Annotated in this window: 24 protein-coding genes; 4 read left to right on the top strand and 20 right to left on the bottom strand. The window is 62.2% G+C overall.

Annotation, left to right across the window (positions count from 1 at the left end; genetic code table 11):
- The first annotated feature begins 1 nt into the window (after position 1).
- Genes zwf through pgl form a run of 3 tightly spaced genes read left to right on the top strand, consistent with a single transcriptional unit; the run spans position 2 to position 3,202 of the window.
- Complete coding sequence (gene zwf, locus QMK32_RS17765) at positions 2-1,558, top strand: glucose-6-phosphate dehydrogenase (RefSeq protein ID WP_283476475.1); 1,557 nt, start codon at positions 2-4, stop codon at positions 1,556-1,558.
- A complete protein-coding gene (gene opcA / locus QMK32_RS17760; RefSeq protein WP_349307571.1) occupies positions 1,555-2,463 on the top strand; it encodes a glucose-6-phosphate dehydrogenase assembly protein OpcA in 909 nt (302 codons plus the stop codon). Before zwf ends, opcA begins: the two co-directional genes overlap by 4 nt.
- The gene (pgl, locus tag QMK32_RS17755; RefSeq protein ID WP_283476473.1) at positions 2,456-3,202 is read left to right on the top strand and encodes a 6-phosphogluconolactonase; all 747 of its coding nucleotides are present in this window, start codon (positions 2,456-2,458) and stop codon (positions 3,200-3,202) included. The genes opcA and pgl overlap by 8 nt, the downstream gene beginning before the upstream one ends.
- Positions 3,203-3,234: 32 nt before the next feature.
- On the opposite strand, the gene QMK32_RS17750 is transcribed toward pgl, so the two are convergent.
- From QMK32_RS17750 to fmt, 19 genes are all read right to left on the bottom strand, one after another.
- Entirely contained in the window at positions 3,235-3,393 is a 159-nt protein-coding gene (locus QMK32_RS17750) for a hypothetical protein (RefSeq protein WP_283476472.1), read from the bottom strand.
- A gap of 142 nt (positions 3,394-3,535) precedes the next feature.
- Positions 3,536-6,358, bottom strand: a complete 2,823-nt coding sequence (gene ppc, locus QMK32_RS17745; protein ID WP_283476471.1) for a phosphoenolpyruvate carboxylase — start codon at positions 6,356-6,358, stop codon at positions 3,536-3,538.
- A gap of 70 nt (positions 6,359-6,428) precedes the next feature.
- Positions 6,429-6,662, bottom strand: coding sequence for a preprotein translocase subunit SecG (gene secG / locus QMK32_RS17740; protein ID WP_084348831.1), 234 nt, complete (start codon positions 6,660-6,662; stop codon positions 6,429-6,431).
- A 181-nt stretch (positions 6,663-6,843) separates the two neighbouring features.
- Positions 6,844-7,629: a triose-phosphate isomerase gene (gene tpiA / locus QMK32_RS17735; protein WP_269305658.1), complete on the bottom strand. Its 786-nt coding sequence runs from the start codon at positions 7,627-7,629 to the stop codon at positions 6,844-6,846.
- Positions 7,630-7,632: 3 nt separating this feature from the next.
- Complete coding sequence (locus QMK32_RS17730; RefSeq protein ID WP_269305656.1) at positions 7,633-8,844, bottom strand: phosphoglycerate kinase; 1,212 nt, start codon at positions 8,842-8,844, stop codon at positions 7,633-7,635.
- A gap of 5 nt (positions 8,845-8,849) precedes the next feature.
- Positions 8,850-9,869, bottom strand: a complete 1,020-nt coding sequence (gap, locus tag QMK32_RS17725) for a type I glyceraldehyde-3-phosphate dehydrogenase (RefSeq protein ID WP_269305654.1) — start codon at positions 9,867-9,869, stop codon at positions 8,850-8,852.
- A 202-nt stretch (positions 9,870-10,071) separates the two neighbouring features.
- A complete protein-coding gene (gene whiA / locus QMK32_RS17720; RefSeq protein ID WP_084348827.1) occupies positions 10,072-11,055 on the bottom strand; it encodes a DNA-binding protein WhiA in 984 nt (327 codons plus the stop codon).
- Positions 11,046-12,071: a gluconeogenesis factor YvcK family protein gene (locus tag QMK32_RS17715; RefSeq protein WP_283476469.1), complete on the bottom strand. Its 1,026-nt coding sequence runs from the start codon at positions 12,069-12,071 to the stop codon at positions 11,046-11,048. Before QMK32_RS17715 ends, whiA begins: the two co-directional genes overlap by 10 nt.
- The gene (rapZ, locus tag QMK32_RS17710) at positions 12,068-13,051 is read right to left on the bottom strand and encodes an RNase adapter RapZ (RefSeq protein ID WP_502943683.1); all 984 of its coding nucleotides are present in this window, start codon (positions 13,049-13,051) and stop codon (positions 12,068-12,070) included. The genes QMK32_RS17715 and rapZ overlap by 4 nt, the downstream gene beginning before the upstream one ends.
- Positions 13,002-15,110: an excinuclease ABC subunit UvrC gene (gene uvrC / locus QMK32_RS17705; RefSeq protein WP_269305650.1), complete on the bottom strand. Its 2,109-nt coding sequence runs from the start codon at positions 15,108-15,110 to the stop codon at positions 13,002-13,004. The genes rapZ and uvrC overlap by 50 nt, the downstream gene beginning before the upstream one ends.
- A 51-nt stretch (positions 15,111-15,161) precedes the next feature.
- Entirely contained in the window at positions 15,162-15,629 is a 468-nt protein-coding gene (locus QMK32_RS17700) for a PH domain-containing protein (RefSeq protein WP_269305648.1), read from the bottom strand.
- Positions 15,626-16,123 carry a 6,7-dimethyl-8-ribityllumazine synthase gene (gene ribH, locus QMK32_RS17695; protein WP_269305646.1) on the bottom strand — a complete coding sequence of 166 codons (498 nt, stop codon included), beginning with the start codon at positions 16,121-16,123 and terminating at the stop codon, positions 15,626-15,628. Before ribH ends, QMK32_RS17700 begins: the two co-directional genes overlap by 4 nt.
- Positions 16,120-17,373 (bottom strand): bifunctional 3,4-dihydroxy-2-butanone-4-phosphate synthase/GTP cyclohydrolase II, encoded by a 1,254-nt coding sequence (locus QMK32_RS17690; RefSeq protein WP_269305645.1) that lies wholly within the window; start codon positions 17,371-17,373, stop codon positions 16,120-16,122. Before QMK32_RS17690 ends, ribH begins: the two co-directional genes overlap by 4 nt.
- Before the next feature lie 70 nt (positions 17,374-17,443).
- Complete coding sequence (locus QMK32_RS17685) at positions 17,444-18,055, bottom strand: riboflavin synthase (RefSeq protein WP_283476466.1); 612 nt, start codon at positions 18,053-18,055, stop codon at positions 17,444-17,446.
- An 82-nt stretch (positions 18,056-18,137) separates the two neighbouring features.
- Positions 18,138-19,157, bottom strand: a complete 1,020-nt coding sequence (gene ribD / locus QMK32_RS17680) for a bifunctional diaminohydroxyphosphoribosylaminopyrimidine deaminase/5-amino-6-(5-phosphoribosylamino)uracil reductase RibD (RefSeq protein WP_283476464.1) — start codon at positions 19,155-19,157, stop codon at positions 18,138-18,140.
- An 11-nt stretch (positions 19,158-19,168) separates the two neighbouring features.
- Positions 19,169-19,849 (bottom strand): ribulose-phosphate 3-epimerase, encoded by a 681-nt coding sequence (rpe, locus tag QMK32_RS17675; RefSeq protein WP_283476463.1) that lies wholly within the window; start codon positions 19,847-19,849, stop codon positions 19,169-19,171.
- Between the two features lie 10 nt (positions 19,850-19,859).
- Positions 19,860-20,237, bottom strand: coding sequence for an MmcQ/YjbR family DNA-binding protein (locus tag QMK32_RS17670; RefSeq protein ID WP_283476461.1), 378 nt, complete (start codon positions 20,235-20,237; stop codon positions 19,860-19,862).
- A gap of 68 nt (positions 20,238-20,305) precedes the next feature.
- Entirely contained in the window at positions 20,306-21,841 is a 1,536-nt protein-coding gene (locus tag QMK32_RS17665) for an RsmB/NOP family class I SAM-dependent RNA methyltransferase (RefSeq protein WP_283476460.1), read from the bottom strand.
- Positions 21,838-22,761 carry a methionyl-tRNA formyltransferase gene (gene fmt / locus QMK32_RS17660; protein ID WP_283476459.1) on the bottom strand — a complete coding sequence of 308 codons (924 nt, stop codon included), beginning with the start codon at positions 22,759-22,761 and terminating at the stop codon, positions 21,838-21,840. The genes QMK32_RS17665 and fmt overlap by 4 nt, the downstream gene beginning before the upstream one ends.
- Before the next feature lie 425 nt (positions 22,762-23,186).
- On the opposite strand from fmt, the gene QMK32_RS17655 reads away from it, so the two are divergent.
- Entirely contained in the window at positions 23,187-25,052 is a 1,866-nt protein-coding gene (locus tag QMK32_RS17655; protein WP_283476458.1) for a GGDEF domain-containing protein, read from the top strand.
- On the opposite strand, the gene QMK32_RS17650 is transcribed toward QMK32_RS17655, so the two are convergent.
- On the bottom strand, positions 24,968-25,819 hold the full coding sequence (locus QMK32_RS17650; RefSeq protein WP_283476457.1) for a cyclase family protein: 852 nt from the start codon (positions 25,817-25,819) through the stop codon (positions 24,968-24,970). The two genes, QMK32_RS17655 and QMK32_RS17650, sit on opposite strands and share 85 nt — an antisense overlap.
- Positions 25,820-25,870 lie beyond the last annotated feature (51 nt).

Below are 25,870 nucleotides of genomic sequence, written 5' to 3'. Positions count from 1 at the left end.
CGTGGCCACCGCAGACACTGACCCGAAGAGCAATGCGGAGTGGCACAACCCACTTCGTGACCCTCGCGACAAACGCCTTCCGCGTATCGCCGGCCCGTGCAGCCTGGTGATATTCGGCGTCACAGGCGATCTCGCTCGAAAGAAGCTCATGCCTGCGGTGTACGACCTGGCGAACCGGGGGCTACTCCCTCCCGGTTTCGCCTTGGTCGGATTCGCTCGTCGCGAGTGGGGCAACGAAGATTTCGCGAAGATCGTGCACGATGCAGTCCGCGATCACGCACGAACGCCCTTCAGCGAAGAAGTGTGGAACACACTCGCCGAAGGATTCCGGTTCGTACAGGGGTCCTTCGACGACGACGCCGCGTTCGACGAATTGGCCCGCACGCTGGGCGAATTGGACGCAACACGTGGAACCGCCGGTAACCACGCCTTCTACCTTTCGGTACCTCCCAGCGCATTTCCGGTAGTGCTCGAACAACTCTCGCGATCCGGGCTGGCGCAGAGCACCGACGACAATTGGCGTCGCGTCGTCATCGAGAAGCCTTTCGGCCACGACCTGGCGAGCGCCAAGGAACTGAACGCCGTCGTGAACCGAGTGTTTCCCGAGGACACCGTTTTCCGCATCGACCACTATCTCGGCAAGGAAACCGTTCAGAACATTTTGGCGCTCCGGTTCGCGAACCAGTTGTTCGATCCGATCTGGAACGCGCACTATGTCGATCACGTCCAGATCACCATGGCCGAAGATATCGGTCTAGGTGGGCGGGCCGGCTACTACGACGGCATCGGTGCAGCGCGTGACGTGATTCAGAATCACCTGCTGCAACTGTTGGCCATCACTGCCATGGAGGAGCCGGTCAGTTTCAGTCCCACCGAATTGCAGTCGGAGAAGATCAAAGTTCTCTCGGCAACGAAGTTGGCGGAACCACTGGCCCAGACTTCCGCGCGCGGTCAATACAGCGCGGGATGGCAGGGCAGTCAAAAGGTGAAGGGGCTGAAGGAAGAAGAAGGTTTCGACACCGACTCCAACACCGAGACCTACGCCGCCATCACGCTCGAGGTCGACACACGTCGATGGGGTGGAGTCCCGTTCTACCTCAGGACAGGTAAGGCACTCGGTCGCCGGGTCACCGAAATTGCGATGGTGTTCAAACGTGCGCCGCATCTTCCTTTCGACGAAACGATGACAGAAGAACTCGGCCAGAATGCACTCGTTATCAGAGTTCAACCCGACGAGGGTGTGACGATGCGTTTCGGGTCCAAGGTGCCTGGCTCGAGCATGCAGGTTCGAGACGTCAGCATGGACTTCAGCTATGGCCAGGCGTTTACGGAGTCTTCACCGGAGGCCTACGAGCGGCTCATCCTCGATGTGCTGCTCGGTGAGCCGTCACTGTTCCCGGTCAACGCCGAGGTCGAGCTTTCGTGGCAGATTCTGGATCCGATTCTCGACTTCTGGGCTGCGGGTGGAACGGCAGAGCCGTACGAGGCGGGTACGTGGGGTCCGACATCGGGCGACGAAATGATGCACCGCACCGGACGCGAATGGAGAAGGCCGTGATTGTCGATATCCCCGCCACGACGACAAGGGCGGTGGGCAAGAAGCTGATCGAGCTTCGTGAATCCGGTGGCGCTGTCACCATCGGACGGGTGCTCACGCTCATCGTCGCCAGCCGTGACGGCGAGCAAGCCGAGACTGCGATCGAGGCTGCCAACGAAGCGAGCCGAGAGCATCCATGCCGCGTTATCGTCCTCATTCGAGGAGACCGCTCTGCCGAATCCGGGCTGGATGCCCAGATCCGGGTGGGCGGCGATGCGGGAGCATCCGAGGTAGTGGTGCTCAGACTGCACGGTGAACTTGCCGAGCACGAGCACAGTGTGGTCATTCCTTTTCTGCTGCCGGACACCCCGATCGTAGTCTGGTGGCCGAACGAAGCACCCAAGGTCCCCGCGCAAGATCCGTTGGGCAAGTTGGCAATTCGGAGAATTACCGATGCAACGAAGTCTCCGGATCCGACGTCGACGATCAAGTCACGGCTCGACAGTTACTCCCACGGCGACTCGGATCTGTCGTGGAGTCGAGTCACCTACTGGCGTGGGTTGCTCGCCACCGCGCTGGATCAGGCTCCACACGAGAAGGTCGTGGACGTCACTGTTTCCGGCCTCGCGGAAGAGCCTGCGCTCGACATCCTCGCCGGGTGGCTCGCGGTGAAGCTCGAGGTACCGGTGCACCGTAGGACCGGTGAACTGAAAGTCGAACTGAAGCGCGAAAACAGCGCGATCAGCATCGTTCGACCCCAGACCGGAAAGACGGCAACGCTGTCGAGGACAGGTCAACCCGACGCCGAGGTCGCACTCGCGCGGCGTGAGACTCGTGAGTGCCTTGCCGAAGAATTACGCCGACTCGATACCGATGAAATCTATGAACTCGCATTGAAAGGGCTGTCTAAGGTGAGCTATGAGTGAGACGTCGGTTCTGCACTTCCTGGACGCGCAAGCACTGGTCGACGCTGCGCGATCCCGGTTCGTCGAAGTGGTTGTCGCCGCCCAGGCCGATCGTGGTTCTGCCTCGGTCGTACTCACGGGGGGCGGCACCGGAATCGCGTTGCTCGAAGCCCTGCGAGAGGACTCCGGCGCAATCGACTGGTCACAAGTGGACGTCTACTTCGGTGACGAACGCTTCCTTCCGTCGGGCGATCCAGAACGGAACGAAGTACAAGCCAGGGACGCTCTGCTCGACCACGTCCCGATTCACCCGGACCGTGTGTTCCCGATGGCCGCGTCCGACGGACCGCACGGGAGCGATGCGCGACTCGCCGCCGTGACCTATGCGCAGATTCTGGGGTCGCATTCGGAGGGTAACCACACTCCGGCGTTCGACATCCATCTGCTCGGTATGGGCGGTGAGGGCCACGTCAATTCGCTCTTCCCGCATACCGATGCAGTGCGCGAGAAGACTCACTACGTCGTTGCAGTCGAGGACTCCCCTAAGCCACCAGCGGTTCGAATCACGTTGACACTACCGGCAATTCAACGCGCCAAGCATGTGTGGTTGCTGGTGTCCGGTGTCGCGAAGGCCGAAGCGGTATCCGCTGCCGTAGGTGGCGCCGACCCAGTCGACATTCCGTCTGCCGGCGCGCTGGGTTCTACCTCGACCGTATGGTTCCTCGACGCGGATGCAGCGTCGGGACTTGCCACCGACTGAGGACACAGTAGACGGCGCCGATTCTTGTCGAATCAGACAGGCTCGGCGCCGTGTGTGTCCGATTCGAGAGCTTGCTCGGCGTCGACCGGGGTCTGCCTGACCGGCAGCTGGACTCGACGCGCCCCGTGCCCGACCGTGCGGTAAGCCCTTCCGTCGCGCCATGATTCGATGCTTTCTCTGCATTGCGACATGTCTGCCTCCTTGGTCCGCGGTCCCGTCCCCTACCTCTTATGACGCGCCGACAACGGGACCGGTTCCACCGACGTCCCAATTCGTTCGATCGTGCCGAGCCGCTCGTTGCCCGGGACCGATCGAGCCCGGGCGAACGCAAACTCAGCCGCTGTTGCGAAGTGCGGTCGCGAGACCGTTCATCGTCAACAGAATTCCGCGTTTGACGCGTTCATCCGTATCGCCTGCGCGGAACCGGCGCAACATTTCCACCTGCATCTGGTTCAACGGTTCGAGATACGGGAACCTGTTGTGAACCGACCGCTCCAATGCCGGGTTGTCCTCGAGCAGTCGAGTGTGACCGGTGATCCGCAGATACATACGCACCGTCTTCGCGTGCTCGACCTCGATCATTCCGAAGATCCGTCCGCGTAGCTCCCGATCCGGGACGAGCTCTGCGTAACGCGCGGCAATACCCAAGTCCGACTTGGCCATTACCTGGGCAAGATTGGACAACACGGTCTGGAAGAACGGCCATGTCCGATACAGATCGGTGAGAGCGGCAAATTTGTTCTCGTCCCCGCCGACCCACTCTTCTATCGCAGTTCCTGTTCCGTACCAGCCCGGAAGCATGACTCGACACTGACTCCACGACATGACCCACGGGATCGCGCGTAGGTCGCTCACCGAGTTGGTCGGCTTACGGGAGGCGGGACGGCTTCCGATGTTCAACTCACCGACCTCTGCTACTGGCGTCGCCATCCGGAAGTACTCCACAAATCCAGGCTCTTCATGGACCAGTCGGCCGTATGCCGCACGCGCTCGCTCGGCTAGATCGTCGAGGACCGCGTAGGCAGGCTCCGCATCGTCGCCTAGGCCTTCGACATCCAACAACGTCGACTCGAGTGTTCCAGCGACGAGCGACTCCAGATTCCGACGAGCCCTGGAAGGCTCGGCATACTTAGCGGCGATGATCTCGCCCTGCTCGGTCAATCGAAGTGAACCCTGCACGACCCCGGGCGGCTGCGCCAGTATCGCATCGTAGCTCGGGCCACCACCGCGGCCGATAGTGCCTCCTCGACCGTGGAAGAGCCGCAACCTGATCCCGGTCTTGCGCGAAGCTTCGAGCAGGTCGAGTTCAGCTCGATACAGCGCCCAGTTGGCCGCCAGATATCCGCCGTCTTTGTTGGAGTCCGAGTACCCCAGCATGACTTCTTGGTTCATGCCGCGACCAGCGATCAGCGCTCGATACACCGGCACTTCGAGAGTGGCGATCAGCGTTGCCGCGCCCTGTTGCAGATCCTCGATAGTCTCGAACAGCGGTACGACGCCCACGGACGACGTCGGTGCCGACCCGTCGACTCCGGGGTCGAAAATCCCCGCTTCCTTGAGCAACAAGGCTGCCTCGAGCATGTCGCTGACGGACTCGCACATGCTGATGATGTAGTTCTGGATCGTCTCGGGACCCAGATGATCGATGGCTTCCTTGGCAGCTCGAACGATGCCCAGTTCCTTCGTCGCGAGCTCGCTGAGCTCGGCGGTCGGACCGATCAATGGGCGCCGGGTCGTCAGCTCACGAGAGAGTACTGTCACCCGGTCCGCCTCGTCGAGTGACAGGTAGTCCTGATGGACGCCTGCCCACGCGAGAAGCTCGGCGACCACAACTTCGTGTGTCTCGGAATTCTGTCGCATGTCCAACGCTTGCAGGTGAAAGCCGAATGTCTCGACAGACTGCCGCAACTTTCGAAGTCGATCATCGGCAATCAGTGCGTCACCGTCTGCACGCAAGGCTCGATCGACCGTGTCCAAATCGTCGAGAACCTCCTGTGGCCCATAGTACGGCGCCGACCCGCGGTCGAGCGCCGAGACCGGTACCGAGTCGAGTACCGCAGCGGCCGTGGCCGACAGTCGTGCTCGAATACCGGCTATCGCAACACGATACGGCTCATCGGACCGACGATCATCCGGCTCGTCCGAGGCGGAAGCGAGGGTGAGCAGGTCCTCGCTGACGGCCACCAGCCTGGCAGACATCGACAGTTCTTTCTCGAGCGAGACCAATTCGTCCAAGTAGTATGCAAAGGCGACGTACCCGGCTTGGTGTGTGGCGGAATGCACCACCTCAGCGGTCACGTTCGGATTTCCGTCGCGATCTCCACCGATCCAGGAACCTGGACGCAGAATGGGTCGTGCAAGCAGACTGCTGTCCGGCCACCGGAGCCGCAGTGCGGTCCTCACATCGGCGTTCAGCTCCGGAATGACATCGAACAACGAAGATTCGAAATAGCGAAGACCGACCTCGATCTCATCTTGAATACGCAAGCGCGACAAACGAATCAGGGCTGTTTCCCACAAAGTCAGTACTTGACGCCGGATCTGGGTGTCGATGGACGTCAATTCCTGCGCGGAACTAGAGGCCTTGGCCGTCGAGACGACCTGGCGCCGTCGCATCAGGTCGGTGATTTTCGCCTGGACGTCGAATACGGTGCGCCGACGGGTCTCGGTGGGATGCGCCGTGATCACCGGCGAGACCAGCGCGTCCGCCAGCGCTGCAGTCACCTGCGATGTGGTGAGGCCCGCTGCATCGAGCGCGAGCCACGTTGCATCGAGACTACTGGCCTGCGGCGGATCGTTTCTGTCGACGTGGATGGCACGACGTCGCTCGCGGTGTAGGTCCTCCGCAAGATTCGCAAGGAGGGAGAAGTGGCTGAACGCTCGAATCAATGGAATCGCTTGGGCCACATCGGCATCGGCATAAAAGCCGGCAGAATCTTCGCGCTCCACCTCGGATCGGCGAACAGCGAAAGATTCTAATCGCGCGCGTTCGACGAGATCGAACACGTCAGGACCTTCGTGTTCACGAATGATGTCGCCGAGGATTCCACCGAGATAGCGGATGTCCTCGCGGAGGGGCTCGGTCAACTCACGGCCCTGAGTGGTGGGTACGACGAATGCAGGTGACCCGACCGACTCGTAAGAGGATTCGCTCATCCCCCCAGTATCGCCGAGTCGAGCCGCGTGCGCAGCCCAAGACCGGATCGATACTGCGGTCAGCCGAATATCAGGAGTACTTGATTTCCAGACCGATTCCGAGGATTGCGATAAGCCACACCACTCCGGTGAAAATCGTCAAACGATCGAGGTTCTTCTCGACCACAGTCGAGCTGGACAAGCTCGACTGGACGCCACCACCGAACAGACTGGACAGACCGCCGCCCTTGCCGCGATGCAGCAGGATCAACAAAATCAGCGCCAGACTGGTGATAACCAGCAGGATATCCAGAAACAGATCCATGTCCACCTCAAAATCGATTGGATGCCTTTGGCAGCTTACCTGCCCTACGAACAGGTTCGGACACCGTGCCCGAGGAGCACGGTGTCCGAACCGTTCGAATCTGTCACGATCGCGTCAACTGCCCGACGACCCTTCGTACTCTCGTGCCTGAAAACCGAGAATCGAAACGAAAAACTCCGGATCAGGGAAGAGGCCCACCGGCGGCGATAGCCGACAGTGTGGCAAATTCGTCCGCCTTGAGGGATGCGCCTCCGACGAGCGCCCCGTCGACATCGACCTGTCCGACGATCTCGCCGACGTTCTTGGCGTTGACCGAACCTCCGTAGAGAACTCGAACCACTGCGGCAACTTCGTCGGAAGCCAGGGTCTTCAGTTCCTCACGGATCGCGCCGCACACTTCTTGAGCATCGGACGCGCTGGCCACTCGACCTGTACCGATGGCCCAGACCGGCTCGTAGGCGATGACAACCTTCGAGATGTCCTCGGCCGACAATCCACTCAGCGAGCCGCGCAGCTGCTTGATGTTGTACGACACGTGCTCACCGGCCTCCCTGATGTTCAAGCCCTCACCGATGCAAACGATCGGGGTGAGCCCGTTCTTCAGAGCCGCCTTGGTCTTGGCCGACACCGTCGCGTCGTCCTCGCTGTGTAGCGTGCGACGCTCGGAATGGCCGACGACCACGAATGTGACACCCAGCTTCGCCAGCATCGAGCCGCTGATTTCGCCTGTAAACGCACCCGAATCGTGCGCCGACACGTCCTGCGCTCCGAAGGTGAGCAGAAGCTTGTCACCCTCGATGAGGGTTTGCACGCTGCGGATGTCGGTGAACGGCGGGATAACCGTCACGTCGACCTTGTCGAAGTACTTTGCCGGGAGCGAGAACGCGATCTTCTGCACCAGCGAAATCGCTTCGAGGTGGTTCAGATTCATTTTCCAGTTGCCTGCAATGAGCGGCTTGCGTGACACGAGTCAGACCTCCAAGGCTGCGAGTCCGGGAAGGTGCTTGCCCTCGAGGTACTCGAGGGACGCGCCACCCCCGGTCGAGATGTGCGAGAAGCCGTCGTCCGGCAACCCGAGGGCACGTACGGCTGCAGCGGAATCACCACCACCGACGACACTGAACGCACCGTGGGCCGTAGCCGATCCGATCGCTTCGGCCAAGCCCTTGGTCCCGGCCGCAAACTTCTCGAACTCGAACACGCCCATCGGTCCGTTCCAGAACACTGTCTTGGCCGCGCGTAGGACCGCTCCGAAGCGCTCCACCGACTCAGGTCCGATATCGAGCCCCATCCAGCCGTCCGGAATCTCGTAGGACTGAACAATCTTCGATTCGGCAGAAGCAGAGAACGAATCGGCGACGACGACATCCTTGGGGAGATGAATGACATCTCCGAAACGCTCTAGCAGATCCTTGCAGGTGTCGATCATGTCCTCCTGCAGAAGCGAGGTACCCACCGAAACACCCTGAGCAGCGAGGAATGTGAAGCACATGCCGCCGCCGATCACGAGGGTGTCGACCTTCGGTGCAAGGGCCTCGATCACCGCGAGCTTGTCCGTCACCTTCGAACCACCCAGGACCACTGCGTACGGTCGTTTCGGGGTCTCGGTGAGTGTCTTCAAGACCTCTACCTCGGTGGCCACGAGATTCCCCGCGTACGACGGCAGGAGTGCGGCAACGTCGAAAACCGACGCTTGCTTACGATGAACCACCCCGAACCCGTCGGATACGAAAGCGCCCTCGCCATCGGTCAATGCAACGAGTTCCGCAGCCAAGCTCGCGCGCTCGGCGTCGTCCTTGCTGGTCTCCCGCGGGTCGAAGCGGATGTTCTCCAGCAGGAGTACATCGCCGTCCGTCAGACCCTCGGCGCGTGCCTGTGCGTCCTGACCGACGACGTCGCCTGCGAGCTGAACATGGCGCCCGAGCAGCTCACCCAGCTTCGCCGCGACCGGAGCCAGCGAGTACTTTGCCTCCGGTTTGCCGTCGGGACGGCCGAGGTGCGCTGTGATGATCAGCTTCGCATCGGCGTCGAGCAGCGCTTTCAGTGTGGGCAGCGACGCAACGATCCGACCGGGATCGGTGATGACACCGTTCTCGATCGGAACGTTGAAGTCGGCGCGCACGAGCACTGCGCGGCCGGACACGCCGGCCGATAGCAGATCCTGCAGTGTCTTCACGGCCATAGTGATCAGAGAGACTTTCCGACGAGTCCGATGAGGTCCACGAGGCGGTTGGAGTAGCCCCACTCGTTGTCGTACCAGGAGACGATCTTGACCTGGTCGTCGATGACCTTCGTCAGCGGTGCGTCGAAGACGCTCGAGTGCGGGTCGGTGACGATGTCCGAGGAGACGATCGGGTCGGTGTTGTACTTCAGGATGCCCTTGAGCGGTCCCTCTGCTGCGATCCGCATTGCCTCGTTGATCTCCTCGACACTCGCCTTCTTCGCGAGGTGGGCGGTCAGGTCGGTGACGGAGCCGGTTGGGATCGGAACCCGAAGTGCGTAGCCGTCGAGCTTGCCGAGCAGCTGCGGGAGAACCAGGCCGATGGCCTTCGCTGCGCCGGTGCCGGTCGGAACGACGTTCAGAGCGGCCGCGCGTGCGCGACGAAGGTCCGAATGCGGACCGTCCTGCAGGTTCTGGTCCTGGGTGTACGCATGGATGGTCGTCATGAGGCCCTTGACGATGCCGAAGTTGTCGTCGAGAACCTTCGCGATGGGGCCGAGGCAGTTGGTGGTGCACGACGCGTTGGAGATGATGTTCTGGCTGCCGTCGTACTTGTCGTCGTTGACGCCCATGACGATCGTGATGTCCTCGCCCTTGGCGGGAGCGGAGATGATGACCTTCTTCGCGCCTGCGTCGAGGTGTCCCTTTGCCTTGGCAGCGTCGGTGAAGATACCGGTGGACTCCACGACCACGTCGACACCCAGATCGCCCCATGGGAGCGCCGAAGGTCCCTCGCGCAGCGAAAGAACCTTGATCTTCTGGTTTCCGACAACGATCGTGTCGTCACCCTCCAGGCTCACCTCGTGGGGCAGGCGCCCGAGGATGGAGTCGTACTTCAGGAGGTGAGCGAGGCTCGCGTTGTCCGTAAGGTCATTGACGGCGACGATCTCGATATCGGTTGTGCCCAAAGCCTTCTGCGCATCTACCGCCCTGAAGAAGTTACGTCCGATACGGCCGAAACCGTTAACGCCTACCCGGATCGTCACTATTCGCTCCTAAGTTGTTGAATCGATGTCGTTGCACCGATGTTGTCGAACGATGTTGTCGAACGATGTTGTCGAACGATGTCTTCGAACCGGTGCTGTTGAACCGGTTCTTCGTGGTCTGCGCATGCGAACTTCCGCGCGCGCAGATTCCACCCTAGTGTGCGGGCACCGGTCGCGCGCGCGACACCCAGGACCGGACCGTTCAGGCCTCGTCGAGTAATTCCGCCGTGACGGCCGACTCGGTGTCCGGAATGCCGGTGTCCTTGGCTTTACGATCCGCCATCGACAACAGTCGACGGATTCTTCCGGCGACGGCGTCCTTCGTCATCGGTGGATCAGCGAGCTGACCGAGTTCTTCCAGCGACGCCTGGCGATGCTGTACGCGGAGAGCACCGGCGTCTGCCAGATGGTCCGGTACCTCGTCCCCGAGAATGTTCAAGGCTCGCTCCACCCGCGCCGCAGCCGCGACGGCAGCTCGAGCCGATCTCCGGAGGTTGGCGTCGTCGAAGTTCGCGAGGCGGTTTGCGGTGGCACGCACTTCCCTGCGCATCCGACGCTCTTCCCACACCAACCGGGTGTCCTGAGCGCCCATCCGGGTCAAGAGTGCGCCGATCGCTTCACCGTCACGAACGACGACTCGGTCGGTACCGCGAACTTCGCGTGCCTTTGCTGCGACACCGAGGCGCCTTGCAGCGCCGACCAAGGCCAACGCCGCTTCGGGTCCTGGGCAGCTGATCTCGAGCGCCGACGAGCGACCTGGCTCGGTGAGTGATCCATGGGCGAGGAATGCACCCCGCCAGGCAGCTTCTGCATCGCCGATCGTTCCGCCGACGACCTGCGCCGGGAGACCTCGGACAGGACGGCCACGCATGTCGAGCAGTCCAGTTTGTCTGGCCAACGCCTCTCCGTCCTTGGCGACTCGGACGACGTAGCGCGAGGTCTTACGTAGCCCGCCGGCACTCAGGACGTGGACGTCGGACGAATAGCCGTAGAGTTCGAAAATTTCGCGTCGCAGACGCCGAGCGATCGATCCGAGATCGACCTCCGCTTCCACGACGACTCTTCCTGCAACGATGTGAAGCCCACCGGCGAATCGCAGCAGAGCCGATACTTCGGCTCGCCTGCAGCTCACCTGGGTAATCGCGAGCCTGCTCAGCTCGTCCTTCACCTCCGCTGTCATGGCCACGAAGTGTTCCCCTCTCTGCGTGCGGAACCCATCGGTGCCTCGTCCCGCGACGAGACGATGTTACCGAGGGCAGCAGCCAACTTGCCGAAATGATGCGCGTGAGTTCCTGATTCGGCGACGTCCACGTAGACGACGTCGGCCCCGAGCCGTGCAGCAGCTCGGGCCACATGGTCGCGTTCCGCGCCGTCCGGGACGAAGGCGGAATCCACCACGACGTAGTCCACGGAGAAATCAGGTGCGTGTTGGGAGAGTACGTGCAGATGACGCTCCGCAGAGAATCCTGTGGTCTCGCCGAGCTCCGGTGCAAGGTTCAGTACCAGAACCTTCTGCGCGGCTGTCGTCTCGAGCGCCGTGAGTAGATCCGGAACCAAGACATGCGGAATGACGCTCGAGAACCACGAACCCGGCCCGAGTACGACAAGGTCGGCCGCCTCGATTGCCGCTACCGCCTCGGGCGTCGCCGGCGGACCGGGTGGCGTCAGTCGCACCCTTCTCACTTTGCCGGGAGTGGTGGCGACAGCGACCTGACCACGAATGACTCTGCTCACACGAGGATCGTCCTCGAGGCCAGACACGTCGGCTTCTATGTCGAGAGGTACCAGTGCCATCGGCACCACTTGTCCCTCGATGCCGAGCAGAGATCCGATCTCTTCCAGTGCCGATACCGGATCACCGAGAACTTCGGTGAGCCCGGCGAGGATCAGGTTTCCAACCGAGTGTCCCGCCAGCGCGCCGGAACCACCGAACCGGTGCTGGAGGACTTCCGCCCATCGCTGCGTTCGCGGATCCTCGGCAGCCAGAGCAGTGAGCGCCATGCGTAGATCACCCGGCGGCAGTACACCCAGTTCGGCGCGGAGTCGACCGGAAGATCCGCCGTCATCTGCCACGGTGACCACCGCGGTCACATCCGACGCCAGTCTGCGTGCGGCACTGAGCGTCGCGTACAGGCCATGTCCCCCACCGAGAGCCACGATCTTCAGCGAAGATCCGACAGCGCCGCCGTCTTTCGCAGTCATTCGCGGCCTGCATCGCGATGCTGAACCCGCACCGACAGATCATCGTGCCGGCCAAGAAGTATCGCCAAAGCCTCCGACATCGCCACGCTCCGATGTTTGCCGCCCGTGCAACCCACCGCCACCGTCATGTACTGCTTACCCTCTCGCCGATAGCCGTTCACCGTCAGCTGCAACAGGTGATGGAACGTCTGCAGATAGTCCTGCGCGCCGTCCTGACTCAGGACGTACTCGCTCACTGCGGGGTTACGACCGGTGTGCTCTCGCAATTCTGGAATCCAATGTGGATTGGGAAGGAACCGTACGTCGCAGACCACATCAGCGTCCATGGGGAGTCCGTACTTGAACCCGAACGACTGAACGGTCACACCGATCAGATCTGCGTCGACACCGCTGAAGGCCGTCTCGATCTTCCGCCGTAGTTGATGCACGGACAGTGAAGTGGTGTCGATGGTGACGTCGGCGGCAGCTTTCACCTGCGCCAACCGAATCCGCTCCGCCGCGATGCCCTCGGTGAGCGTGCCGTCCTGACCGTCGTTCTGCAGCGGATGACTGCGACGATTCGATTCGAATCGTTGAATCAGGGCGGCATCGGTGGCGTCGAGGAACAGCACACGATTGCGGACGCCCTTGGAATCGAGTTCTCGTACCACCCAGTCGAGGTCTCCCGTGAACAATCGACTTCGAACATCCATCACCAACGCAAGACGATCGATCCGCGGTTCCGACTCGAGACCGAGATCGACCATCTGTGATATCAGCTCGGGTGGAAGATTGTCGGCGACGTACCAACCGAGATCTTCGAGAACTTTTGCAGCCGTCCGAAGCCCTGCGCCGGACAACCCGGTGACGAGCGCCACTTCGATGCCGTCACCTAGACCGACCTGCCCGTCCGGCTGGTCGGTGGCATGCTGGATATCGGGTTCGTTCACGTCATGCCTGCCCTGTCGAAGTTGCTTCCTGCCGACCTCGTTCGCCCCCATCGAACGTGCCGCCACCGGGGACATCATCCCCCACCTCGACGCCGGGCGCGCCGGAAGCCGCTTCGCCGCTGAGTGCAGTGAGCACAGCTTTGGCGGTCATCTCACCGATACCGGGCACCTCGACGATGTCGGCAACGGTCGCTTCTTTGAGTTTCGCGACCGAACCGAAGTGCCCGACGAGTGCATTTCGCCGACTCTCCCCCAGCCCTTTGACCGAGTCGAGAGCCGATGCGGTCATGCGTCTGGATCGTTTGCTGCGGTGGAACGTGATCGCAAAACGGTGCGCCTCGTCTCGTACACGTTGCAGCAGATACAAAGATTCGCTGGTACGCGGCAGGATGACAGGGTCTGCCTCGCCCGGCACCCACACTTCTTCGAGTCGTTTCGCCAAGCCGACGACAGCCACATCGGTGATGCCCAGCTCATCGAGAACCTCGGCCGCTGCTGCTACCTGAGGAGCGCCGCCGTCCACCACGAAAAGATTGGGAGGGTACGCAAACCTCCGTGGCCGTCCGGTCTGCGGGTCCAGCGCCGCTTCCGGCGCGAGATCTCCACCGGAACCGGCTCCGCTCGCATCGGAACTGTGACGCAGGAACCTACGACGCGTCACCTCCGCAATACTTGCCACGTCGTCGGAGTGCCCGTCTCCGGCCGCTTCCTTGATGGAATAGTGCCGGTAGTCGCTCTTGCGTGGAAGCCCGTCCTCGAACACCACCAACGACGCGACTACATCGGTCCCTTGCACGTGGGAGATATCGATGCATTCGATACGAAGCGGCGCCGAATCCAGATCCAGCGCTTCCTGAATGCCTTGCAACGCTGCAGATCTCGAGGTGAAATCTCCCGCTCGCTTGAGCTTATGTTGCGCAAGTGCTTCCTTTGCGTTGCGCTCCACCGTCTCGGCGAGGGCCTTTTTATCCCCACGTTGCGGCACTCGCAGCGTCACATTGGATCCGCGAAGCGAGCTGAGCCACAGCTGCACTTCGGCTGCGTTGGCAGGCAACACGGGTACGAGAACCTCACGCGGAACCGCGTTGGCACTGCCGTCGTCGTTCTGTCTGTCCCGATTGCCCGGCACCTGTGACGACAGCGCAGCCTGCTCACCGTAGAACTGGGTGAGAAATTGCTCGACCAATGCCGGGAGATCGGATTGATCGGCCGCCTGCTGCTCGATCACCTCACCTGCCTTCTCGACGACCCAGCCGCGCTGGCCTCGCACACGTCCGCCTCTAACATGAAATACCTGCACCGCGGCCTCGAGCGCATCGGTGGCGAAGGCGACGAGATCGGCATCGGTGCCGTCACCGAGCACTACCGCCTGCTTCTCGAGCGCGCGACGCAGTGCGCCGACGTCGTCGCGCAATCGGGCAGCGGTTTCGAAGTCCAGATCATCCGACGCCGTCTGCATCTGCTTCTCGATCTGGCGAACCAGTCTGTCGGTCTTACCGGACAGAAAGTCGCAGAAGTCCTCGACAATCGTGCGATGCTCGTCGGCCGAGACACGACCCACGCACGGCGCCGAGCACTTGTCGATGTACCCGAGCAGGCAAGGTCGACCGATCTGCTTGTGCCTCTTGAACACTCCGGCCGAACAGGTACGTGCTGGAAAGACCCGTAACAGCAGATCGAGGGTTTCCCGGATAGCCCAGGCATGTGCGTACGGACCGAAATAACGCACACCCTTGCGTCGTGGGCCCCGGTAGACGAACAGTCGTGGATACTCTTCGTTCATCGTGACCGCGAGCATCGGATAGCTCTTGTCGTCCCGATAGCGAACATTGAACCGAGGATCGAACTCTTTGATCCAGTTGTATTCGAGCTGGAGTGCCTCGACCTCGGTCGTCACGACGGTCCACTCGACCGAGGCCGCGGTGGTCACCATCTGTCTGGTACGGGGGTGAAGAGAGGCGACGTCGGCGAAATACGAGTTCAGGCGGCTGCGAAGGCTTTTTGCTTTTCCGACATAGATGACCCGTCCATGCGGATCACGAAATTTGTACACACCGGGCTCGACCGGAATAGTTCCGGTTGCAGGGCGGTACGTAGCTGGATCGGACACGTATCCCAGGCTAGTCGCAGCTACCGACGAACCAGGCCCAGCGCTGCTCGCTCACTCTTCTCGTAACCTGTCGGCGCCCGTATACTTCGCTTCGAGCGAACGGAATGCCCGCACAGCGTCGACGGCGTGGCCGCGATCATTGGACTGAATTGCCATCACCGGGATGAACTCGTCGTCGGGGATGTCCACTCGAGCCCACATGGCGCCGTCGGGAAACGACAGCCCGCGCACCAAGTCCCATTCGATCAGGCGCTCGGACAGAATGTTGCGAACGGCAACGCCTTCTCTACCGACACGCACCCGCGGTCGAGTAAGCAACAACGCTATCCCGGCGAGCAGGACACCGATTCCGGCGAGGGCAAGCTGATCCGCAGTGCGGAAGTAAACCCCGGTCGGGGACACGCGCAGAAGGATCGCCACGGTGGTGTGCGACACCAGCAGCACGACCGCCGCCGCTATCGCGAACCGAGCGGACTTGATCGAACGAACCTCCAGTTCCCAACGAGCTTCGTCGGTCATCGGAACGCCTCGTCGGTCCACGGCTGACGTAGGTGCTTGAGTGTCAGCGCGGTGTCGACAGCAGCTGCCACCGCTTGCGCACCCTTGTCCTCTTTCGATTCCGGAAGACCGGCCCGATCGAGTGCCTGTGCTTCGTCGTCAGTCGTGAGCACTCCGTTGGTGACGGGCGTGCTTTCGTCGAGCGAAACCCGAGTCAGACCGGCCGTGACTGCATCGCAGACGTATTCGAAGTGCGGAGTACCGCCACGGATGACCACCCCGAGTGCAACCACTGCGTCATGCGATTTGGCCAGAGCCTGGGCAACTACCGGAAGTTCGATCGCACCGGCGACACGCACCACGGTGACGTCGGTGATGCCGACTTCCTCGGCCTTCCGCTTGGCACCTGCCAGCAGCGCCTCGGAAATCGTCTTGTGCCACTGGCCTGCGACGATAGCCAGCTTCAGGTCACCTGCACCGGAGAGCTGCAGTTCGGGTTCGCCCTCACCGCTCATCGGTTGGTCCCTGCTTCATACTCGTCCAAACCGACGAGGTCGTGACCCATTCGGTCTCGTTTGGTGCGAAGGTATGTCAGATTCTCGGCATTCGCGCGGAGCGGCATGGGCACCCGCTCTGTCACGTGGAGTCCGTATCCGTCCAACCCCACTCGCTTCGCCGGATTGTTGGTGAGCAGCCGCATGGACGAGATTCCGAGGTCCACAAGAATTTGGGCACCGATCCCGTAATCCCTGGAATCGGCGGGGAGCCCAAGCTGCAGGTTTGCATCGACGGTGTCCGAACCCGCGTCTTGAAGCTGGTAGGCCTGCAGCTTGTGCAGCAAACCGATCCCGCGGCCCTCATGACCGCGCATGTAGAGCACGACGCCCCTGCCCTCTTCCGCAATCATGTCCATCGCCGCATCCAGCTGGGGTCCGCAATCGCACCGGAGCGATCCGAACACGTCGCCGGTGAGGCACTCCGAGTGGACGCGAACGAGAACGTCGCTTCCATCGCCATCCGGGCCTGCGATGTCGCCACGGACGAGCGCGACGTGTTCGACCTCGTCGTACACGCTCTGATAGCCGACAGCACGGAACGTCCCGTGCTTGGTCGGGATGCGTGCATCGGCGACGCGGACCACATGCTTCTCGTGCTTACGACGCCACGCGATGAGGTCGGCGATAGAGATCAGAGCCAGGTTGTGTTCGTCTGCAAAGACCCGCAGTTCGTCGGTTTGGGCCATCGCGCCCTCGTCCTTCTGGCTGACGATTTCGCAGATGACGCCCGCCGGCCGCAAATCGGCCATGCGTGCGAGGTCGACGGCGGCTTCGGTGTGTCCGGGTCGACGAAGAACGCCGCCTTCCTTCGCACGAAGCGGTACTACATGACCCGGTCGTGTGAAATCGTTCGCACCGGTGTCCGGGTCCGCCAACAACCGCATGGTCGCTGCACGATCAGACGCGGAAATGCCAGTGCCGATGCCCTCGCGCGCATCGACGGTCACAGTGTATGCGGTACCGTGTTTGTCCTGGTTGGTGGCGAACATGGGCGGCAGCCCGAGTCGATCACAGTCGTCACCGGCGAGCGGCACACACAGATATCCGGATGTATACCGCACCATGAACGCGACGAGTTCGGGCGTTGCCTTTTCGGCGGCGAAGATGAGATCGCCTTCGTTCTCGCGATCCTCGTCATCGACTACCACCACTGCTTTGCCCGCGGCGATGTCAGCGACCGCGCGCTCGATACTGTCGAACCTTGTCACGTCCTGCGCTCCATACTCGTAATACCCCATCATGCATCCGAGGGTGCGGGTGCACCTTCGAGCGTACTTTCTAGGCGCCTACGGTCTGCAGGCGCTCCACATACTTGGCGATGACATCCACCTCGAGGTTTACGGGCGCGCCGACCTCGGCACTTCCCAACGTCGTCAAGTCGAGAGTGGTCGGGATCAGCGAGATCTCGAACCAGTGCTCGCCGCCCTCTTCCTTACCGAGCGCCGACACGGTCAACGACACACCGTCGACTGTGATCGAGCCCTTTTCCACGACGTACCGAGCGACCGACGTCGGCATCGATACGCGCACGACGGTCCAGTTCTCCGAGGGCGAGCGATGAACGACGGTTCCGGTCCCGTCGACGTGCCCCTGCACCAGGTGCCCACCGAGGCGACTACCCATCGCCATGGCGCGTTCCAAATTGACCCGGCTGCCTACCTCGAGCCGCTGCAAAGACGATCTGTCGAGTGTCTCCTGCATGACATCAGCGGTGAATGCGCCTTCTGCCAGCACGTCCACGACGGTCAGGCACACCCCGTTCACTGCAATGGAGTCGCCATGACCTGCGTCGGAGGTCACGATCGGCCCCTTGACCGTGAAGCGGGCCGCGTCGACAAGGTCTTCCCTGCCGATGATCTCGCCGAGTTCCTCGACGATTCCGGTGAACACTTGGTACTCACTCCTGTCCGGTCGATCTCTTGTCGTCTCCGCTACTTCAGCGGATGGTGGGTGCGCGTGCAGTTCAGGCGCGTCAGGTCGGAACGGCGCTGAGAAGTATGTCGGCTCCGATCGGCTGGACACTCTCGATAGAAAACCTCAAGGCGTCGGTGATTGTTCCGACACCTGCATTCTCCACCGCCGCCGCGCCGGAACCCAGCACGACCGGAGCGATATAGGCCACGATTCTGTCGACCAGCCCCGCGGCCAGAAACGCACCGGCCAGTGTCGGTCCACCTTCGATCAGAACATCGGTGTGCTCGGCCAGCGCATGCATCACATCGGCCGGCTCGCGACTGCGCACGAACAATGTCGGAGCGTCGGAACTCCGGACCTGCGAAGCCGGGGATATCTCCCGAAGTCCCACGACTACTCGAGTGGGCTGATGTGGAGAGTCGCTGTCGTCGGGCAACCGAGCGGTCAGTCTCGGATCGTCGGCAATTACCGTGCCGGTCCCGACGACGATGGCGTCGAGTTTGGACCGTTGCTCGTGAACGTGTGCACGCGCTGCCGGTCCCGTGATCCACTGACTGGAGCCGTCGGCCGCAGCGCTTCGGCCGTCCAGACTTGCGGCGTACTTCAGGGTCACATGAGGACGGCCGGTCCGCTGCTTGTGCAACCATGCACGCAGTGGCCCCTTCAGGACGCTGTCGGCACCCGTCCCCGACTCGACCAGTACGCCTGCTTCGATCAGCGTGCGGGCGCCACCCTGTGCCAAAGGAGTGGGATCGGCCACGGCGAACACCACCTTGGCGATCCCAGCTTCGACGAGTGCCTGCGAGCACGGACCAGTTCTGCCCGTGTGATTGCACGGTTCCAACGTGACCACCGCAGTGCCTCCGCGCGCCTTCTCGCCTGCCTCCCGCAACGCCATTACCTCGGCATGTGGACCACCTGGCGGGTGGGTCGACCCCACGCCTACGACCACCCCGTCGACATCGAGAATGACCGCACCCACCGGCGGATTCGGGCTCGTTCTCCCTCTGGCTGCGTCGGCCTCGTCGACGGCCAACTGCATCGCCTCGTCAATGGCGGTGGAACCGCCACCAGCCATCCGGGCGACGCTCATCCGTGCAACAGATGCTTCGAGGCCCGGGCTGCTTGCGCACGTAGTCCACGGACCGCTCCTGCCGGATCCGAAGTGCCATAGACTGCCGAACCCGCCACGAAACAATCGATTCCTGCCTCCGCGGCCTGCTCGATCGTGTCGACGTTGATGCCTCCGTCGATTTCGACGATCAGCTTCAGCTCACCCGAATCGACGAGCGATCGGACGATCACGGCCTTGCTCAGCACCTCGGGCATGAACGATTGCCCGCCGAATCCTGGCTCCACGCTCATGACGAGAAGCGTGTCGAAAGCGCGCAGGATCTCGAGGTACGGCTCGATGGGTGTGCCAGGTTTGACGGCCAACCCGGCCTTCCCACCCGCTGCGCGAATACTTTTGGCCACCGCAATCGGATCATCGGTCGCCTCGGCATGGAACGTGACGTTGTAGGCCCCTGCCTCGGCGTACGGCGGTGCCCAGCGAGCTGGATCCTCGATCATCAGATGGCAGTCCAACGGAATGTCGGTTGCCTTCAGCAACGACTGAACTACCGGTAGCCCCAACGTCAGATTGGGTACGAAATGGGCGTCCATGACATCGACGTGCAACCAGTCGGAGCCCTCGACTGCATCGGCTTCTTCACCCAAACGAGCGAAATCGGCGGAAAGGATGGACGGTGCGATCATCGGAGCTGCCACACCACTGATCCTAGTCGGTACCGTCGTACTGCTTTCTCACAGTCGGGGTTGCCTTGTCTCGCCACGCCGCGACGATCATCTCCCGCAGTTCGTCGCGGTCGACCAGGTCGAGATCGACGATGATGTAGCCGTACCCGTCGTAGTGCGGGGTCGTATAGAACGCGGGACTCCCGCCGGAGAGAAGCGCTTGTTTCTCGTCCAGGCGGCACACCAGAAGCAGCCCACCTTCTGCCTCGGCACGCAGCCTGGCGAACAGCTTTCCGGCAACCTTCAATGCAGGCGTCCCATACGACGTCGACAACGCCACTTTCGGCAGCGTCTGCGCGAATTCGACGACGCTCCTCCACGTGGAACTGTCTGCGCCGACGCCTTCCGTATCGATGCTCATGATTCGAAAGTCTCCTCCGCTCATCGCAGTGGCGCTTGGACGAATGAGTACCGACCCGGTCCTTCGAGTCAGAGAGGTTTACGGAGCGCAGCCATGAACATCGCGTCGGTACCGTGCCGGTGTGGCCATAGCTGCACCGAGGGTCCGTCGCCGATCAGCGGAACTTCCGGCAGCAACTCCCTCGTGTCCAGTTGTTCGACGCCATAGCGTCGGACAGCGTCGGCGACGACAGCGGTCGTTTCCGACAGATGCGGCGAACACGTGGAGTAGACGACGACGCCGCCCGGCCGCACGAGCGAGATGGCCGAAGCGAGAAGTTCCTTCTGCAGAGTGACCAGTGCCGCGACATCCTTGGGTGAGCGACGCCACCGCGCTTCCGGACGTCGACGCAGCGCGCCGAGTCCGGTGCAGGGGGCGTCGACGAGAACACGATCGAATCCGGGGTCGAGGCCGGAGTCTCGGCCGTCGACGACGTGGACGGTGACAGGCAATGATGCGGTGGTCTTTCGGACCAGCTCGGCGCGGTGAGGCGTCGGTTCCACTGCGTCGATCTGTGCACCGTCGATTTCGGCGAGCGCACCGAGGAGCGCGGCCTTGCCTCCCGGCCCAGCACACAGGTCGAGCCATCGACCGCCGTCCGGACCTTCGAGCGGCGCCAGCGTCAGCGCCCTGGCAACAAGTTGACTGCCCTCGTCCTGGACTCCTGCGAGACCCTCGCGAACTGCGTCGAGCTTGCCCGGATCCCCGCCGTCGAGGTGCACTGCATACGGCGAATACGGACCTTCTTCGCCACCGGTGACGAGAGCCAGTTCCTCCGCCGAGATCTCACCCGGACGCGCCACGAGATGCACGGACGGACGGGCATCGTCTGCTGCCAGAACGTCCGCGAGTTCACCGGCGTCGGCTCCGAGCGCATCGGCGAACGCTTGGGCGATCCACTTGGGGTGTGCATATTCGAAGGCCAGGTGTCCGACAGGGTCCTGTTCTGCGGATGGACCGAGCTCCTCCACCCATTGCTCCTCGGTCTTCTCCGAGACTCGTCGCAGCACGGCGTTGACGAAGCCGGCCTTGCCGCTGCCGAACTCCGCTCGGGCAAAATCGACGGACGTAGCTACCGCAGCGTGCGGTGCAACTCTGGTGCGGAGTAGTTGATACGCCCCGAGCCGCAGAATATCGAGCAATCCGCCGTCGATATCGGCGATGGACCGGCCCGAGCCACTCTCGATGACGGCGTCGAGCAGCCCACGAGCACGGGACGCTCCGTATGCGAGTTCGGTTGCCAGGGCTGCGTCTCGAGTATCGAGTTTGCGCTCGCGTAGCAGGCCGGGCAGGACCAAGTTGGCGTAGGCGTCGCGCACCCGAACAGCTTTGAGAACGTCGCGAGCCGCCAGACGGGCCGCATCGACCGCACCGGCAGCGGCGGGGCCGTTACCCCGCGGCGGCCGGTTGGTGCCCGTGCCGCGCGATGTCCCCTGCGGACGTCGAGACGCACCTTTGGTGCCGGACGACTCCGTAGATGCCGGCCGACGCTTTCCTGGGCGGCCACCTTGCTCGTGTCGGCCGCCTCCCGCATTGCTGCGACTGGGCTTGTCTTCCGAACTCATTGTGCCACTGCCGTTTCCGTAAGTCGGGCTCCGCGAGCCCAGTCGAGTGCCTTCATCGGCTTCTTGCCCTGCGGCACTATGTCACCGAGGACGACTGCTGTGCTTGCCGTACCTACGTACACACCGTCCTTTCGCACAACGATGTGTCCAGGTTCCATGCTCTCGGTCGATACGGTCACCGGGAGGACCTTCATGCGAATATCGCCTACCTTCGTCCACGCGCCGGGATTGGGTGTGACTGCACGGATCTGGCGGTCGACTGCTGCTGCCGAACGCATCCAGTCGATGCGTGCAGCGTCGACGGTCACCTTCTTGGCGTATGAGACTCCGTCCGCGCTTTGTGTAACTGCGGACGCCTCCCCTGCATCGATGGCATCCAGGGTGGCTTCCAACAGCTCGGCGCCACTGATTGCGAGCCTGGACAGCAGCTCGCCTGCGGTGTCCGACGGCCGAACGACTTCGGTTACGACGCCGAGTATCGGCCCCGTGTCCATCCCTTCCTCGAGCAGAAAGGTCGACGCACCTGTGACGTCGTCACCGGCGGCGATAGCTGCCTGCACGGGGGCGGCGCCGCGCCACGCAGGCAGCAGTGAGAAGTGAAGGTTGATCCAACCGAACCGGGGAATGTTCAACACCGGCCGAGGCAGTAAGGCGCCGTAGGCCACGACGGGGCAAACGTCGGGCTCCAATACCGCCAATGCTTCGAGAAACTCGGGATCTGAGGGCCTTGCAGGCGTCAGCACTGGGATGCCGTGTGAGTCGGCCAGAACACCGATCGGCGAGCGAACCTGTTTGCGTCCACGGCCCGCCGCTGCATCGGGTCGGGTGACTATCGCTATCACCTCATGCTTGTCCGAAGCTATTAGACGTTCCAGCGACGGAACCGCCGGTTCAGGCGTCCCTGCAAACACAACACGCACCAGTGGGCTCCCACGAATAGGCAATACGACTCTTACGACGAACTCCCTATTCTAGGGACCATCTGCTCACGTCCTGACAAACCGCCGCTCCTGCGGGGTCCTGGCACGTGTCGGTCTTGCATCGCTATCGCGCGGTACTGCACGTACTCGGCATCAATCGGCCCGAGCAGAGATGTCGCCGGCGATCACCCGCTAACCTGGTCGGGCACGCGAGCGTCGACCCGACCATCTCGATGTCGCGCTGGTCTCGCGCGCACTGGCTGCGCGTCGAACCGACGGGTCCGTCGAACCACCACGCGGGGCAACTCGAGCCCGGTCGGACCTGGCAGGTTCGAACCAGCCGACAAGATCGACACACGAGTACCACCCAGCCGATACGCACCACCGCCTCGTCCGATAAATTTGCGCGTACGAGAGGAGGGAGTTTGTCCATCGCAAGCCCCTCGGCCGCAGCAGAGTCCGAATACTCGGTGGGTCGACGGACTGCAGCATGCCTCGGTGTCGTTGCCGTCGTAGTCGGCATCGTCTCGACCGGGATACTGCCGAAACAGCTCTCCGTCGTTCTGGACGACCTCGCGCAGCTTATCTGTGGCGTCGCTGCCGCGTCGATCTGTTGGTACACGGCCAGGCATCGCACCGGATCCGAGCGAAGGTGGCGGGTTCTGATGGCTGTAGGTATGGCCTGCTGGTCGGCAGGCATGCTGACCTGGGCTCTGTACCGTTCGGTTCTCCACACCGCGTTGCCGTCCCCTTCGTATGCAGACATCGGCTTCTTTCTGCTTCCGATCTTCTCCGTCTCGGCATTGCTCGCCGTCGTCGGAAAGTCGCCGCGCCGCACCGAGGTCGGCTCCACTCACGCTTGGATCACCTCGGTTCTCGACGGCATGGTGATCGTCGGCTCACTGTTCGTACTGTCGTGGTCCACCGCGCTGGGACATGTCGTGCGATCCGAGGAGACGAGTTCTTTGCGGTTCCTCGTCGCATTGATGTACCCGATCACCGACCTGGTACTTGTCATTATGGTCGGCCTACTCGCCGTCATCGCTGACGTCCCCCGCCGTTATCGCGCACAACTTTCTCTACTCGGCGCCGGACTCGTGTGCGTGGCCACCTCGGACAGTCTGTACGCCTATCTCGTCGCCATCGGCGCCGAGGAGATGCCGTTGGTTGCCGACGCAGGCTTCATCGCGGGACCCGTTCTGGTTGCTCTCGCCGCGTCCGTACCTACCGGTCGACCCGCTGACAATGTCGGTCGGACCGAAGGTTCGACCGGGGCACCGAGTACTCGGTCCACCTCGCCCCGGCTGTCGCCTGTTTGCCCCCCGCCTTTTTCCCCCCGGCCTTTTTCCCCCCGGCCTTCGCTCGTTTCGGTGGCCGGTGATCGCACCCAACTGTTGATCCCCTACGCATTGATAGCGCTGATCGGCACGTTCCTCTGCGTGCAATGGGCAGTTCACGGTTCCGTCGATACCGTGGTGCTCGCACTGTTCTTCGCCGTGGTGGTGCTTTCGCTGGCCCGTCAGGTAATGACATTGCTGCAAAACGACACACTCCTCCGAAGGCTGTCCGAGGCGCAGGCAGAGCTCAGCTACCGAGCACACCACGACGGATTGACCGGCCTGCTCAACCGATCCGCATTCGATGATCACCTGAGCACAGCGATCGACCTCCACAACACGACCGGACGACCGGGTGTGTTGCTGTTGATCGACCTGGACAACTTCAAGGCAATCAACGATCGGCTCGGCCACGGCGCCGGAGACCGCTTGCTCGAGATCCTCTCGAAACGGTTGGCGGACACTGTCGATGGCGGCGAACATGGGGGCGTCGTCGCCCGATTCGGTGGCGACGAATTCACCGTACTGATCCCCGCGGGCATCGACGCCGGTCGCAGGGCCGCAAAAGAGATAGTCGACGCACTTCGTGAGCCTCGAGAAATCGAGGGCCACCTGGTATCGATCGGCGCAAGCGTGGGAGTGGTCGAATTGAACGTTTTCGACGGCGACGTGACGGCAGATGCCCTAGTTCGTAGTGCGGACCGGGCCATGTACGAGGCAAAGAAGAGCGGTAAGGCTGGAGTGTTCACCTACGATTGCGACGGCGCACTGCGGATGGTGTACAACCTGGACGATAAGGCTGCGGCATTCGACTGGTGGCCAAACCACCGCAACCGGGAAATCCAGCGGATTCCGATCGGTTCAGGTAATCAAGGAAGCCTGGGGATCAGTCCGAATATCGTTGCGGGCGAACCCGACCCGGCTCGGTTGATCGGACCACCGACCAAAACATAGGCCCCCGTGGTGGGCAACGAACCCAGGTTGGTGAGATTTTCCAAACTGATTCTGCGTCGGTCGTAAAGTTCGACCGACACCGGATAGGTCTCGTCGTTGCCGAGATCGGGACCGAACGTGTCGGTTCCCAACGCTCCTCGATCAGCAAGTCTGCCCGTAGCGATGAGCCATTGTGCCGCGTTCACAGAGAAACCTGGCTGATGGCTCACGCCCTCTGCATCGGCGTTGGCGTACGTATCCGAACCCCACCGCTCATCCCACCCCGTCCATAACAAGACTGCTGCGCCCGACGGGATACGGCCGTTGACAGTCTCCCATTCCTGCAGGTCCGCGACCGTGACCGCATAATCTGCATTCGCGGCTGACTTCTCACGAACATCTATTTTCACTGCAGGCAGGAACAGATCTTCCGGCGCGAGTTGGTCGGCGGTGAGCCCGCCCTCCTGGAAGTGAGCCGGCGCTCCCCAATGTGAGCCCGTGTGCTCGCCTTCCCTGACATTCTGGATGTAGAAACCATCTTCGGCTACGGTGGCGGCAGTCTCCAGAACGAACTCTGGATCACCCGGGAATATTGGTGTCGTGGCCGGGTCGTTGACGTGGGAAAGCGACACGATCTTCAGCAAGCGATCCAAGGGGATCCCGATCCCAGGAAGATCTGCCGAACCCGTTCCCGGCGCCGCCTGCGCAAGTGTGGGCCCCGCCAAACGCGCGCCCGCAACCACTGCTAAACCTGTTGCCACGCGTCGAATAAGCTGTCGTCTTTTCATCGAATGAACCTTCGCTTATCCCAGGGCCCGAACTGCACCCTTGCTCAGTGT

It is taken from the genome of Rhodococcus sp. H29-C3 (assembly GCF_030063405.1).
Classification (GTDB): Bacteria; Actinomycetota; Actinomycetes; order Mycobacteriales; family Mycobacteriaceae; genus Rhodococcoides.
This window is presented reverse-complemented; position numbering and strand designations above follow the sequence as displayed.